This is a genomic window from Peribacillus sp. FSL M8-0224 (assembly GCF_038003055.1).
Taxonomy (GTDB): domain Bacteria; phylum Bacillota; class Bacilli; order Bacillales; family DSM-1321; genus Peribacillus; species Peribacillus frigoritolerans.
The window spans coordinates 4,965,516-4,980,840 of the sequence record NZ_JBBOOJ010000001.1; the positions used below are offsets into that span (position 1 = coordinate 4,965,516).

Annotated in this window: 9 protein-coding genes; 1 reads left to right on the forward strand and 8 read right to left on the reverse strand. The window is 43.2% G+C overall.

Annotated elements, in window-relative coordinates; all coding sequences use genetic code 11:
* Positions 1–8: 8 nt before the first annotated feature.
* The 8 genes from lgt to MKX49_RS24255 all read right to left on the reverse strand — a co-directional run bounded on the left by lgt (position 9) and on the right by MKX49_RS24255 (position 12,484).
* Positions 9–821, reverse strand: a complete 813-nt coding sequence (gene lgt, locus MKX49_RS24220) for a prolipoprotein diacylglyceryl transferase (protein ID WP_340878088.1) — start codon at positions 819–821, stop codon at positions 9–11.
* A gap of 26 nt (positions 822–847) precedes the next feature.
* Positions 848–1,783: an HPr(Ser) kinase/phosphatase gene (gene hprK, locus MKX49_RS24225; protein ID WP_048687982.1), complete on the reverse strand. Its 936-nt coding sequence runs from the start codon at positions 1,781–1,783 to the stop codon at positions 848–850.
* Between the two features lie 534 nt (positions 1,784–2,317).
* Positions 2,318–3,418 (reverse strand): DUF4097 family beta strand repeat-containing protein, encoded by a 1,101-nt coding sequence (locus MKX49_RS24230; protein ID WP_340878090.1) that lies wholly within the window; start codon positions 3,416–3,418, stop codon positions 2,318–2,320.
* Positions 3,419–3,709: 291 nt separating this feature from the next.
* Positions 3,710–5,058 (reverse strand): IS3 family transposase gene (locus MKX49_RS24235; RefSeq protein WP_340878091.1). Its coding sequence is split into 2 segments (ribosomal slippage): positions 3,710–4,599 and positions 4,599–5,058, totalling 1,350 coding nucleotides; the frame shifts between segments, so codons are not numbered across the junction.
* Between the two features lie 333 nt (positions 5,059–5,391).
* Positions 5,392–8,271 carry an excinuclease ABC subunit UvrA gene (gene uvrA, locus MKX49_RS24240; protein ID WP_048684084.1) on the reverse strand — a complete coding sequence of 960 codons (2,880 nt, stop codon included), beginning with the start codon at positions 8,269–8,271 and terminating at the stop codon, positions 5,392–5,394.
* A 6-nt stretch (positions 8,272–8,277) separates the two neighbouring features.
* On the reverse strand, positions 8,278–10,263 hold the full coding sequence (uvrB, locus tag MKX49_RS24245; protein WP_048684098.1) for an excinuclease ABC subunit UvrB: 1,986 nt from the start codon (positions 10,261–10,263) through the stop codon (positions 8,278–8,280).
* A gap of 219 nt (positions 10,264–10,482) precedes the next feature.
* The gene (locus tag MKX49_RS24250; RefSeq protein WP_034309928.1) at positions 10,483–10,713 is read right to left on the reverse strand and encodes a CsbA family protein; all 231 of its coding nucleotides are present in this window, start codon (positions 10,711–10,713) and stop codon (positions 10,483–10,485) included.
* A gap of 187 nt (positions 10,714–10,900) precedes the next feature.
* Positions 10,901–12,484, reverse strand: coding sequence for a catalase (locus tag MKX49_RS24255; protein WP_142953137.1), 1,584 nt, complete (start codon positions 12,482–12,484; stop codon positions 10,901–10,903).
* A gap of 288 nt (positions 12,485–12,772) precedes the next feature.
* On the opposite strand from MKX49_RS24255, the gene MKX49_RS24260 reads away from it, so the two are divergent.
* Entirely contained in the window at positions 12,773–14,962 is a 2,190-nt protein-coding gene (locus MKX49_RS24260; protein WP_340878611.1) for an MMPL family transporter, read from the forward strand.
* The last annotated feature ends 363 nt before the right edge of the window (positions 14,963–15,325 follow it).

The window sequence follows — 15,325 nt, forward strand, 5'->3', positions numbered from 1 at the left end:
CATATTACCTATGCATCTAAATATCTTTTGTCTGCATGCCCGCGGACCCTTCTATAGACCACTAAAGCAATGGCTACAGCTATCAACACTACCGAAATCACTTGTGCGATACGCAGTGACTCCGTCAGCATCAAACTGTCCGTCCGCAATCCTTCGATGAAATAACGTCCGATGGAATACCATATTACATAGGTTAAAAACAGTTCCCCCCTGCGCAAGTTCACTTTCCGTAAACTTAAGAGAATTATGACTCCGAGGATATTCCAAATCGATTCATACAAGAAGGTCGGGTGATAATACGTACCGTTTATGTACATTTGATTTATGATGAATTCAGGCAAATGCATATTTTCAAGGAATGACCGTGTTACTTCTCCCCCATGCGCTTCCTGATTCATGAAATTACCCCAACGGCCAATCGCCTGCCCCAACAATAAGCTCGGTGCAGCAATATCCACCAGCTTCCAAAATGAGACCTTCTTGACCTTTGCAAAAACGATTGCAGTCAGCACCGATCCGATCAACGCACCATGTATGGCAATTCCGCCATTCCATATTTTTATGATATCCCCCGGGTTTTGTGAATAGTACTCCCATTGGAAGATCACATAATAAATACGGGCACTAATGATCGCGATCGGGACAGCAAACAAAATCAAATCAGTAAATATTTCCTTATCAAGACCTCTTCGCTCCGACTCCCTTAATGCGATAATAAGACCCAATAACACACCGAAACCGATGATTAGCCCATACCAATGTACCTGAATGGGACCTAGATCAATCGCTATCGGATTCAGCGGCTGTATTCCTTGTTCCATTTTGTCCCCTCTTTTCCTATAACCTTTTAAAATTCATCATGTTCCGGATCTGCAATGGCATGGTTCAAGCGATCTGAAAACTGTTCTGCAGCATTTACTCCCATTCGTTTCAGGCGGTAATTCATGGCTGCCACTTCAATGATAACAGCTAAATTTCGCCCTGGACGGACAGGTACGGTAATTTTCGTCACTTCCGTATCGATGATTTTCATTTTCTCTTCATCAAGGCCAACCCGGTCATACTGCTTATTTTTTTCCCATAGTTCCAGATTGATGACGATTGAGATCTTTTTATTGCTGCGGACTGCACCAGCTCCAAAAAGTGTCATTACATTTATGATTCCCAATCCCCTAATTTCAAGAAGATGTTCAATTAAATCCGGGGCATTCCCGACTAGCGTATCTTGATCTTCCTGCCTGATTTCGACACAGTCATCGGCTACGAGACGATGACCCCGTTTCACTAATTCCAGGGCTGTCTCACTTTTACCGACTCCGCTTTTACCGGTGATCAACACACCTAAACCATAGATATCCACCAATACACCATGAACGGCAGTGGTTGGTGCCAACCTGCTTTCAAGGAAATTGGTCAGACGGCTGTATAACCTTGTCGTCTTCATATTGGATCTCATCACAGGAACGGATTCCCGCTCAGAAGCTTCGATCAATTCTAACGGCACTTCCTGACCACGCGTAATGATGATGCCTGGAGTAAAGTCCCGGCACAACTCTTCCATCCTCTGTATTCGATCCGGTTCATTCAACCGATTAAAAAAGGACATCTCCGTCATACCTAACAGCTGTACTCGATCTGCGGGATAATAATCAAAAAAACCGGCTATTTCAAGTCCGGGACGAGATAAATCACTCGTGACGATCGGTCGGTTAATTCCTTCTTCCCCACTGATAAGTTCTAGACCGAACGCTTCTACTATATCCTTTGTACGGACTTTTGCCATATATCTTTCCTCCTTTTGGAGCGATGCTATTTTTTGAGATACTTTTTCTATTTTAGCATTTTTCTGTTAATAACCAAACAATGCATTATCGATTTATCGTTTTTTTATTCACTCCGCACGGATGATGGCAGCGGGATGGCCCCATAACCAGTAAAGAGAGGAGAGGGACATACATGAATCCTTACACCAAATAAAAGCAAGCCCGGCAGTTTATATTGGCGGGCTCTCTTAGTAGACAAAAGAGGGAGAATAATGTTCCTGAACCAACTCCAACGCAAAACCTTCAACTCCTTAAATATGGTTTCTATCTAAATTTAATAACAAATTTGATTGGAGAGGAAGGTACGAGACTCCTGCGGGCAAAGCGCGTCTAGGGGAGACCCCACAGGCGCAAGGACTCCACGACCGCCTCTGGATAAGCGAGTGCCTGGAGCGGAAATCAACATCCAAATTGTACAATCCAAAAAAAAATGCAGGCAAACTCATTTTCAGAGAGTTTGCATGCATTTTGCGCCGCCAGTGAACTTTCCCTTTTCAGGAAACCGTTATTGCTGCAGTCTTCGTTTCTGCAAAAACATGAAGCACAGGAACCTCTTCTTTAACTGTCTTGAACTTAAGGACCTTCTGAACCACATCACTTTTCTCTTCGATGATGGTCATCCCTTCCAAAGTTACATTAAAGCTTCCTAAATTGGATTTCAACTCTCCTTCGATCGCCTTACCTGGAGGAAGGGTCAGCTGGACTTTTCCAGTGACTGACTTAGCATGGATCGAATCGCAATCCATCCCTGAATTCGTACAGATGACTTCACCATTGAACGTTTGAACATCCAATTTCTTGAAGTACCCATCGGCATTAATCGCTCCATTCAGGGTCTCGGCTTCCAAGTCATTAAAATTTGTATCTGAAATGGTGATCATCCCGTTACCAGTTTCAAGCTCACAGGAATCACCCGTACCCTGCATGATATGAATGGCACCATTCGCCGTTTTCGCTTTAAAGTTCTCTGATTTCAATGATTCAGCCGTGATTGCGCCATTGAACATCCTTACATGAATGTCCTCATATTCTTTTCTTGGAATGTACATGGTCGTATCAACCTTTATGGATTTTTCACGAACCTTGAACTTCAATTTTCCATTTTCAATCGTGAAATCGACTTCTTCCAAAAAGTTTTTCCTGGCATCTTCTATATCTTCCACACGGTATACCTTAGCTTGGCATTCCACCCGGACATCATCATGGTCCCATGCGGCGATTTTCATTTTCCCATTCGCTATATCTACATCAACTACATTCAGGAAATCTTGATCATGCTGGAAAATATGACTGACCTCCACAGATTTCCCGAAATTGAAATCAAGATCCGTTTCTTTGATTTTCTTAAAAGCACTTTCAACGAAATCCATAATCTTTTCTTTCGATGACTGGATATTCTTCTTAAACGTATCCTGATTGCTTCCTTCGCTTTTCTTATCCACGACTACCGTCGATAATTCATTTTGCAATTTCTGCTCTTTAGCTTCACTTTCCTGACTGGCTTTATCTAATTCTTCCAATAGGCCCATGGCTTCTTCCGCTGATAACTTTCCATCCTGAATCATTTCTAAAATTCTCTTTCTTTCCTCCTGCATGAACATTCCTCGCTTTCTTCTATCATTTTATTCATACATACGCCTAGATATCTAAAAAGTTTCATAAATACCGTTTTTCCCATCATTCGACAAACGAAAATGACAATTTCCGAAAAGGAAGATGTTTGATTTCCCCGGAAATAACTTGTTTTCCCATTCTTTAATCAAATGATTGATTAAATGCACACCGTCATTTTTCTACAAAAAAACAAGCCTGATGGCTTGTTCAAGACTGTAGATAAACTCGAAGAAAAGCCAGTTGATCTGACCCAATAAAGTTAGACATATAATTTAAGCAGCTTCTAAGACCTGAGTTCGGTATTCTATCGGACTCAGGTCTTTTAATTTTACCTTCATTCGTTTGTGGTTAAAGTAATGAATATAATCATCTAATTCCTTTTCAAAGTGCTCCATACTTTCAAACTCTTGGAGATAAAGCAATTCAGACTTTAACAAGCCAAAAAAGTTTTCCATGACTGCGTTATCTAAACAATTTCCCTTACGGGACATGCTTTGTATAATGCGGGAATCTTTTAAGGTTTTTTGATACTTCTTCATTTGATAATGCCACCCTTGATCCGAATGGAGGATGACCGTATCTTCTGGTTTTAGGTGTTTAATCGCCTCATCTAACATATCTCCAACAAGTTTATAAACAGGCCGTTTCATCACTTTGTAGGCAATAATTTCACCATTACATAAATCAAGGATAGGGGATAAGTAACGTTTCTCCCCAAATAAATGAAATTCCGTTACGTCTGTTACCCATTTTTGATTCATTTTCTCGGCTTGAAAATCACGTTGTAAAATATGGGGGGCAATTCGACCAACACGCCCCTTATATGAACGATACTTTTTCATACGGACTAAACATTTTACGCCCATTTCATTCATGAGGCGGTTGATGGTCTTTGGATTGTGAGAAAACCCATATTTTTTTAACTCTTTTGTGATACGACGATAACCGTAACGTCCTTTATGTTCATGATAGATAGACTGAATAGTGGCTTTTACCTTCGAATACTTATCTTCTCGATTCAAGCGTTTTTCCCAATAATAGTACGTGCTACGTGGAATATCAGCGACTTTAATTAAGGCCACAACCTCATAAATGGACTTTAGTTCATAAATTACTTGCGCTTTGATTTTGGTTGTAATTTTTCCTGCATTTGAACTAAAGTATTTAACTTTTTTAAATACGCATTCTCCATTTCCAGTTGTTTAATTCGTTCTTCAAGCTCTTTAACCGAACCTTCAATTTGTTTGGATGGATTGATATCTTTTTTCATGGATGGTCTCCCCTTTTTCTTAGAAATTAGGGCATCTAATCCATAGGCATTAACATTTATTCTCCACGTCCGAATTAGCGCTGGAGATGAAATATTAAACCTTGCGGCTGCGTCGTAAGAAGATATACCCGTTTCATTCATATAATTAAGTACATCCATTTTAAACTCCGTAGAATAACTTGTATAGGATTTCTTAAATCCATCGGCTCCTTGAATTTGGTATAAACGAACCCATCCTTGAATCATTTGATACGAAACTTCAAATATTTTCTGAAGATCCATATAGCTGTGCTTTCCTTCAAGGTAAAGTCGTACAATGAATATTTTCTGTTCGGCAGAAAAATTAGCCATAAAAAACACCCCGTAAATGTTAGTTTGGTGTCTAACATTTACGGGGCAGTTCACAGTTCAAGTTTGCCTGCAGTTTTTATTTAAAAACGTTCCAATTGATTTCAGAAATCCGCTCCCCGCCGACTGTCTGCCAAGCATCCTCACCGCAAGCGGCTGTGGGGTATTGGCTAGCCAGTTATTCGGCAGGAGTGTGGCAAATTTCTTCAATCCAATAAGGATTACTGTAAAAAACCATTAAGGATAATCTAGTCTTGTTTTAAAATCATGGTTCGGCATTAGACCGTTCCGAACCCTTTTTGTCTAAAACCTTAACAAGCCTGATGGCTTGTTCTTTTAAGCATGTTCATGCTCTGTTTCTTTTTCTTCAATCCAATTTTCCATACGAATTTGATCACGGGTAAGTACAGGTTTTAAGTATTTTCCCGTATACGATTCAGAAACTTCACATATTTTTTCAGGTGTTCCATAAGTGACGATCGTACCGCCCTTATCTCCGCCTTCCGGTCCCAGGTCAATAATATGGTCCGCCGTCTTGATGACATCCAGATTATGCTCGATCACCAAAACTGTATCCCCATTGTCAACCAGCCGCTGCAGCACTTGGAGCAGCCTTGCTATATCGTGGACATGAAGTCCGGTCGTCGGTTCATCCAAGATATAAAATGAGCGCCCAGTGGAACGGCGATGCAATTCAGAAGCGAGTTTCACCCTTTGCGCTTCACCGCCTGATAAAGTCGTGGCAGGCTGTCCAAGCTTGATGTAACCCAAACCAACGTCATAAATCGTTTGTAGCTTCCGTTTGATTTTTGGGATATTTTCAAAGAAACTAACGCCTTCCTCGACTGTCATATCGAGAATGTCGGATATGTTTTTCCCTTTATATTTCACTTCAAGTGTTTCCCGGTTATAACGCTTACCATGACAGATTTCACATGGGACATAGACATCTGGGAGAAAATGCATTTCAATCTTGATAATGCCATCACCACGGCATGCTTCACAGCGGCCGCCCTTCACATTGAAACTGAACCTGCCTTTTTTATAACCGCGTATCTTCGCTTCATTAGTCGAGGCAAATACGTCACGAACATCATCGAATACACCCGTATAGGTAGCTGGATTCGATCGTGGGGTCCTGCCAATTGGTGATTGGTCAATATCAATGACCTTATCTAAATGCTCAACCCCCTTAATCTCGCGGAAATCGCCTGGTCTGGCTTTTGCCCGATTCAGCTTTTGAGCCAAAGATTTATGGAGGATCTCATTCACTAAAGTACTTTTCCCTGAACCGGAGACTCCTGTAACGGCTGTGAAGACCCCAAGCGGGAATTTGACATTAACGTTTTTCAGATTATTTTCCTTGGCACCTTTTATCTCAATGACACGGCCATCATTTTTCCGGCGTTCCAATGGCAATGGAATGAATTTCTTCCCTGCCAAATATTGACCCGTTAAGGATTTAGGATCATTCATGACCTCTTCCGGAGTACCAGCAGCCACTATTTCTCCTCCATGCGCTCCAGCACCTGGACCAACATCGATCAAATAGTCCGCAGCAATCATCGTATCTTCATCATGCTCGACAACAATCAGGGTGTTCCCGATTTCGCGCATATTCTTCAATGTTTCGATCAATCGATCGTTATCCCTCTGATGCAGCCCTATTGAAGGTTCATCCAAAATATAGAGGACTCCCGTCAAACGGGAACCGATCTGCGTCGCCAATCTTATACGCTGCGCTTCACCGCCGGATAATGTTCCCGCTGCCCTGCTCAACGTCAAATATTCCAAACCTACATTGGCCAGGAAACCGAGCCGCTCACGAATTTCACGTAAAATCAATCTCGCAATTGCCGCTTCCTTTTCAGTCAAATCAAGCTCATCGAAAAATACCAACGCATCTTCCACTGATAAAGCGGTCGTTTGACTTATATGGACCCCTTGAATGAGCACGGAAAGACTCTCTTTCTTCAAACGATGACCCTTACAGGTTGGACAGTGATGTTCTGACATGTATTTCTGCATTTGCTCACGGATATAGTCTGAACTCGTCTCCTTGAAGCGCCTTTCGATGTTTCTTAAAACTCCTTCAAAAGGAATATATCCTTCTTGCACTCTTCCAAAATCATTTTTATAACGGAAATATATCTTATCTTTACCTGAACCAAGCAAAACCTTATCCATCTTCTCTTCCGGTAAGTCTTTAACGGGCACATCCATATCTATTCCATAATGGTTGGCTACCGCTTCAAGGAGCTGAGGATAATATTGGGAACTCGTCGGCTCCCATGGCGCAATCGCATGTTGACGGAGGCTTAATTCGTTATTCGGGATGACGAGATCACGGTCCACCTCAAGCCTCGCCCCCAAGCCATCACAATCTGGGCAGGCCCCGAACGGGCTATTGAAGGAAAACATCCTCGGCTCTAACTCTTCAATCGAAAATCCGCAGTATGGACAAGCATGATGTTCACTGAAAAGCAGCTCTTCCTCACCCATTACGTCAATGATGACTTTGCCTTCGCCAAGCTGCAAAGCACTTTCCAATGAATCTGCAAGCCTGGCCATGATCCCCTCTTTAATGACGATCCGGTCAATGATGACTTCAATCGAATGTTTCTTGTTTTTTTCGAGAGTGATTTCCTCACTGAGATCATGCATTTCCCCGTTCACACGAATGCGGACATAACCTTGTTTCTTAACATCCTCCAAAACTTTCGCATGTGTCCCTTTTCTGCCTGAGACGAGCGGTGCCAATACCTGAAGCTTGGTTCTCTCAGGGTAATCAAGAATGCGGTCCACCATTTGTTCGATCGTTTGTGAGGTGATTTCAATATTATGGATCGGACAGGTCGGCCTGCCGACCCGTGCAAATAACAGCCTTAAATAATCATAGATTTCCGTAACAGTCCCTACGGTTGAACGAGGATTCCGACTGGTCGTTTTCTGGTCTATGGAAATGGCTGGTGACAAACCTTCGATCGCATCGACATCCGGTTTATCCACTTGGCCTAAGAATTGACGAGCATAAGCGGACAGTGATTCTACATAACGTCTTTGCCCTTCTGCATAAATCGTATCAAAAGCCAAGGAAGACTTTCCAGATCCGGATAATCCGGTCAGCACAACAAGTTTGTCTCTCGGTATCGTGATATCAATATTCTTTAAATTGTTGGCCCTGGCGCCTTTTATCACAATTTTATCCATTGCCATGTTTCGTCACCCTTCCGCTTTTAACTCTAGTAATAAATCACGCAGCTCGGCAGCTCGCTCGAAGTCCAGTGCCTTTGCCGCTTCCTTCATTTCTTTTTCCATGCTTGCCATCACTTTTAAACGCTCTTTTTTAGGGAGCTTCGCAAGGCTTGGTGCAAGATCTTCCTTATACTCTTCGCCTTCTTCGGCTACATGCGTCGCCCTTATGGAGTCACGGATATCCTTTTGAATGGTTTGAGGCATTATTCCATGCTCTTCATTATACTTCTCCTGGATTTCACGGCGCCGCCTCGTTTCATTGATGGCAAGTTCCATCGAATTCGTGATGCGGTCTGCATACATGATGACATGGCCGTTGGCATTACGGGCTGCACGGCCCATCGTTTGAATAAGCGAACGTTCCGAGCGAAGGAACCCTTCCTTATCGGCATCCAGAATGGTCACTAACGACACTTCCGGAATATCCAGGCCTTCCCGTAAAAGGTTGATTCCAACGAGTACATCATATTTGCCCATTCGGAGTTCCCGGATGATCTCTATCCTTTCCAGGGTCTTCACTTCCGAATGAAGATATTGGACCTTGATGCCGATTTCCTTTAAATAATCAGTTAAATCTTCAGACATCTTTTTCGTCAAGGTCGTTATGAGCACACGCTCGTTCTTTTTGACGCGCTCCTGTATTTCACCGATCAGGTCATCTATCTGCCCTTCAATCGGCCGCACTTCTACCGTCGGATCCAGCAATCCGGTAGGACGGATGATTTGCTGAACCATTTCTGGCGTATGTTCGAGTTCATATGGACCCGGAGTTGCCGAAACGAATATGGATTGATGGACCTTTTTTTCAAATTCTTCAAATCTTAGCGGGCGGTTATCTTTCGCAGACGGCAGACGGAAGCCATGGTCGACGAGCACTTGCTTCCGCGCCTGATCTCCATTGAACATTCCGCGGATTTGCGAAAGGGTTACATGTGATTCATCCACGACCAATAGGAAATCCTCTGGAAAGTAATCCATTAAAGTGTATGGTGTCGCACCTGAGGGACGAAGGGTTAAATGGCGGGAATAGTTCTCGATCCCAGAACAAAAGCCCATTTCCCGCATCATTTCCAAATCATAGCGGGTCCGCTGCTCCAAGCGCTGTGCTTCAAGGAGCTTTTCATCTTCCCTTAATTCCTTCAGTCTCTCTTCCAGTTCCGTTTCGATATTTTGAATGGCTATCCGCATTTTCTCTTCGCGGGTTACGAAGTGGGAAGCCGGGAAAATGGCGATATGTTCCCGTTCACCGGTAATTTCACCGGTCAGGGCATCGACTTCACGGATACGGTCAATCTCATCCCCGAAAAACTCGACCCGTACACAATGTTCATCACGAGAGGCCGGGAAAATTTCGACGACGTCGCCGCGAACGCGGAAGGTTCCCCGTTGGAAAGCAATATCATTCCTCTCATATTGAATATCCACGAGTCTGTGCAGCAAGGCATTCCGGTCTATTTCCATGCCTGTTCGGAGGGAAACGACCATCTCCCGGTACTCTTCAGGAGAACCGAGTCCATATATGCACGAAACACTGGCAATGATGATGACATCTTTCCTTTCGAACAAAGATGATGTGGCCGAGTGACGCAGTTTATCGATTTCATCATTGATGCTTGCATCTTTTTCGATGAATGTATCCGTGGATGGAACATAAGCCTCTGGCTGGTAGTAATCATAATAGCTAACGAAGTATTCGACGGCATTATTAGGGAAGAACTCTTTGAACTCACTGTAAAGCTGCCCTGCCAACGTTTTATTGTGGGCAATGACAAGAGTCGGTTTATTGATCTTTTGGATCACATTGGAAACGGTGAACGTTTTACCTGTACCCGTTGCCCCCAATAGCGTCTGCATTTCCTTGCCTTCCTTAATCCCTTCGACCAGCATTTCAATTGCTGCCGGCTGATCTCCTTGAGGAGAGTATTTTGAGACTAACTCAAACTTATCCTTCACCAAGCATGGCCTCCTATTGAAATATTTTTATATGAAAACGGGACATGCCTATATCCCTTCTATTTATTCCGGTTTAATAAAGCATATATACACATTCTACCACAATAGCCTTAAAACAAACCAGCAATAAGCGAACATCCATTCGTTTTTTGTTTTAATGAACTTCATGATGTGTTGAGGGGAATGACAAGTTTGAGTACAAAAAAAGCACCTTTGATGTCAGGCGCTCTTGGATGTACGTTTCATCATTCTTTTTGACAACCAAAATCCCACTGTCAGGGATAAGGCATCGACGATGATCAATAAGTTTGTATGCGTATAACCTTTATATGCGGAAGCTGTAATCAAGGCAACAGTTAAAACAAGGCCTACGACATTGTTATAGGTGACTCTTGAAAATAGCATGACAAGTAGACAAGGAAGGAAAAGGGCAGAAAGAATTTTAATCATTTTTTCATCTCCTTTATAAGAGAAAAATAGAGTAGTTTCAGTTTAAATGATTATGAAGTTTTTTGCCAATCAATTTCCTGCTTGATTTTCAAGGCATCCTCGGAAGAGTATCACACATCCATTAATTATGCCCATAAAAAAAAGAGGCAAACCCCTTTATAAGGAAGTTTGCTTCTTTTCAGTTCAATCAATATGGATCCGCTTCATGTCCTTTTCTAACGGCGTCCTCAGGGTTATCCGTCCCACCCAGTGGTTTTGAAGATTCCGTATGTTCAGAGGCCGCGGCCAGTCCCTCTTTCAACCTGCGGCCATACTCTTCATCGGCCTCTTCGGCAAGTGCTATCATTTTTTCCTGAATGCGCTTGTCGGCAGGAGCCAATGCCGCCACTAAATTGGAAATTAAATCGTCTTTTTCCCAATCCTCGAATTCCCGGAACGTTTCCCCGGCCTGTTTCGTATTGTTTTGGCGATCGATTGTCTCACGGACAAGTTTCCCTTCCACCATAGGTGTATACTCTTTGCCCGTTTGATTGGCTTCCTTCAAGCCGCCGACAGTGGATGGTTCGTAGTTGATGTGGGGGCTTTGGCTGCCTCTGCCAACTTCATATTGCATCTGTCCGCCAGTCTGATTCGTGGCAGTTCGTTTCTTTGGAGCATTGATCGGCAGTTGCAAATAATTCGCGCCAACACGGTGACGCTGTGTATCGGAATAAGAGAATGTACGTCCCTGTAACATCTTGTCATCAGAAAAATCCAGTCCATCCACTAGGACACCGGTACCGAATGCAGCCTGTTCGACTTCAGTGAAATAGTCTTCAGGGTTTTTATTCAATACCATCGTACCGACATGCAGCCATGGGAACTCATCTTTCGGCCAGATCTTCGTATCATCCAGCGGATCGAAATCCAACTCAGGATGATCATCATCACTCATGATCTGTACGTTGAGATCCCATTCAGGATAGTCCCCGCGTTCAATCGCTTCATATAGATCCTGTGTGGCATGATTGAAATTCGTAGCTTGAATTTCATTGGCCTCTTGCTGCGTCAGGTTCTTGATTCCTTGTTTCGGTTCCCAATGATACTTAACGAGCACTGCTTTCCCTTCCTCATTCACCCATTTATAAGTATTGACCCCTGATCCTTGCATCATGCGGTAGTTAGCTGGGATGCCCCATGGGGAAAACACAAAGGTAACCATATGGAATGTTTCAGGCGAACTCGAGCAAAAATCGAAAATCCTCCTGCCGTCCTGAATATTCGTGACCGGATCCGGTTTGAAGGCATGAATCAAATCCGGGAATTTCATGGCATCACGGATAAAGAAAATTTTCAGGTTATTGCCTACAAGATCCCAGTTTCCATCTTCCGTATAAAATTTAACGGCAAATCCCCTTGGGTCACGTAACGTTTCCGGGGACGTCCCTCCATGAATAACAGATGAAAATCTCACGAATACTGGGGTTTTTTTACCTTCTTCCTGAAAAACCTTCGCTCTCGTATATTTTGAAATCGGCTCGTCCCCCGCTTTACCGGTCGGAACGAAATAACCATGCGCACCTGCACCGCGGGCATGTACAACCCGTTCAGGGATGCGCTCCCTATCGAAGTGGCTGATCTTTTCCAAAAAATCATAGTTCTCAAGTGTACTAGGACCTCTGTTCCCTACAGTTCTCAGACTCTGGTTATTCGTTACCGGGTGTCCTTGCCTGTTCGTTAATGTTTCATTCGTTTCATCATTTGTTTTTTTGGATTTATCAGACAAAAAAATCCCTCCTTTGTTAATAAAAGCCACAATACTACTATACTTTCCCCCATTCCCTATATTTAACTCTTCAATTTTCAAAATTTAATTGAAATTAAGTAAATAAGTACTTTTCCCCTATATCTCGATGAGCCTATTTTCATGCCATTAACGACTTGAAGCATTTAGCAGATGGAGTGAGCATACCCATTTTTGTATAAGTCAACATCACACAACTATAATGAAATGAGGATAAAAAATTTTAAAAGAGGGGTGCCTTCATTGGACGAATCAATAATAGGAAGACTTGGCAGGATGATGACCGGAAAAACCAGTCGTTGGGTTGTCATTGCCGCATGGATAATTGCAGCAATCGCATTAACCTTTACATTGCCTGCCGTTAATGATCGAACAGCAAATAATGCCTCAGACTTGCCTGAAGACTCGCCTTCTGTCGTGGCTGATGAACTTATTAAAGGAGAGTTTCCAAATTCCTCTGGAATACCTGCCCTGCTTACATGGCATCGGGAAGGTGGACTGACAGAGGCCGACTTGGCTGAAATCCAGTATCTTTCCAAGGAACTGACAGATAATCCATTAACACAGCAATCTTTTTTACCGCCGCTACATGAAATTCCGTTGCCCGCTCTTCAAGGATCGGTTTCAGAAGATGGAACGACTTTGGTACAGCCGCTTTTCTTTAAAGAAAAGACCGAGACTGCAATTCTTGAAAAAAATATTGAAAGCATTAATGAAGCAGTAACGGAACGCATTGGAACTGACCCATTCAAGGTCCCGACGGATTCAGATGAATTATCCCTTCGAGTGACAGGCCCTGTAGGGATATCAGTCGATGCAACGGGTTTATTTTCAGGTGCTGATTTCAAATTGCTTTTAGCGACAGTAATACTTGTGCTTGTCGTATTATTACTCATTTACCGCTCTCCGCTTTTAGCCATAATTCCTTTAATCGGAGTAGGCTTCGCCTATATTGTCACAAGCCCGATCCTTGGCTTCATGGCAGATCATGGTTGGATTACAGTCGATTCACAGGCCATTTCAATCATGACCGTATTATTATTCGGTGCCGGAACGGATTATTGTCTATTTTTAATTTCTCACTATAGAAGTGAATTAAGGAATCATGAAAGCAAACGGAAAGCCATGATCGCCGCATTTAAAGATTCATCAGGCGCCATTGCGATGAGCGGGCTAACGATCGTCATCTCCCTGCTAACATTGCTTGTAGCCAAATACGGAGCCTACCACCGTTTCGCTGTACCATTCAGCTTGTCGATTTTAATCATGATGCTGGCAGCTTTAACACTTGTACCGGCATTGCTTTCTGTATTCGGAAGGGCTTCCTTCTTCCCAATCGTCCCGCGTACACCTGAAATGGAAGAAGCACGGGCCAAGAAAAAGGGAAAAGCCGTCAAAAAGCATAAAGAAGGCCGCATCGGTAACTGGATTGGTCATATCGTCACAACCAAGCCATGGACGGTCATTCTTACATGCCTGATCATCTTCAGTGTTTTAGCTGGATATTCTTCACAAATAAAATATTCATATGATATTCTCTCTTCCTTCCCTGAAGATATGAACTCCCGTGAAGGCTATTCTGTCATTTCCGACTCGTACTCACCGGGCGAACTGGCACCGGCGACAGTGGTTGTCGATACGGATGGTGAAGAAATTGATTTAGCACCGGCATTAAAAGGGATGGATATTGTTGAAACTGTTGCCGATCCAGTCACAAGTAAATCGAATAAAGATCTGCAATCCTATGAGGTCACATTCAACATCAACCCATATGATATCGAGGCCATAGATTCCATTCCGGAAATCCGCACAATGGCGGAGAAAGAATTGAAGGCCGCCAATATATCTTCCGTTGATGAAAAGGTTTGGGTTGGCGGGCAGACAGCGACTCAATTCGATAAAAGGGATACCGTCAAATCCGATGAATTCATGATCATCCCGATCATCATCGTCCTGATTTCCTTGCTCCTTTTAGCCTACTTGCGATCTGTGACAGCCATGGTGTATTTAATGGGGACAGTCATTCTCTCATTCTTTGCAGCTATGGGGTTAGGTTGGATTATCCTGCACTATTTCATGGGTGTCGATGCGATAGAGGGGACAATTCCACTTTATTCATTCGTATTCCTTGTCGCACTTGGAGAAGATTATAACATTTTCATGGTTTCAAGCATTTGGCGTAAGAAAGAAACGATGCCAATCAAGCAGGCCATCAGAAAGGGCGTTGCCGAAACTAGCGGTGTCATCACCTCCGCCGGAATAATCTTGGCAGCCACTTTTTCCGTTCTAGCCACACTTCCGATTCAAGTATTGGTCCAATTCGGGCTCATTACCGCCCTTGGTGTGTTAATGGACACATTCATTGTGCGCCCGTTCCTTGTTCCTGCAATCACCTCCCTCCTTGGCCGCCGTGCTTTTTGGCCGGGGAAAGTGACCAATCAAGAAGAGAAAGAACAGGCCGATTAATAAAGATGTCCGCTTTACCCTTCTTCATTAAAAACCCTGTGCCCCATAAATGCATAGGGTTTGAGTTTGTAGACAAAAGGGTTTTTACCTAAAATTTCAAAACAAAGCCGATTGTAACGGAAGGTGCGAGACTCCTGAGGGAAAAGCACGCCGAGGAGGCTTCCGGACCACCCGCGGAAAGCGAGTGCCTGGAGTTGAAATCATCATTCGAGTTTTATAAACCTTCATAAAAATTGAGACAAACTTGATTTTCATCGAGTTTGTCTACAGTCTGAAGACCCTGTGCCCCATAAATGCACAGGGTTTTTCATCTTTTCAAAATTTAGGAAAACTTTCAGTTGACACTATTGCTTTCAGCTCTTA

Bases quoted from the DNA above. Each gene is read 5' to 3' on its own strand.
- MKX49_RS24230 (WP_340878090.1), bottom strand. From the start codon at position 3,418: ATGCAGGAGGAAAGAAAGAGAATTTTAGAAATGATTCAGGATGGAAAG.
- MKX49_RS24260 (WP_340878611.1), top strand. From the start codon at position 12,773: ATGATGACCGGAAAAACCAGTCGTTGGGTTGTCATTGCCGCATGGATA.
- uvrA (WP_048684084.1), bottom strand. From the start codon at position 8,271: ATGGCAATGGATAAAATTGTGATAAAAGGCGCCAGGGCCAACAATTTA.
- hprK (WP_048687982.1), bottom strand. From the start codon at position 1,783: ATGGCAAAAGTCCGTACAAAGGATATAGTAGAAGCGTTCGGTCTAGAA.
- MKX49_RS24250 (WP_034309928.1), bottom strand. From the start codon at position 10,713: ATGATTAAAATTCTTTCTGCCCTTTTCCTTCCTTGTCTACTTGTCATG.
- lgt (WP_340878088.1), bottom strand. From the start codon at position 821: ATGGAACAAGGAATACAGCCGCTGAATCCGATAGCGATTGATCTAGGT.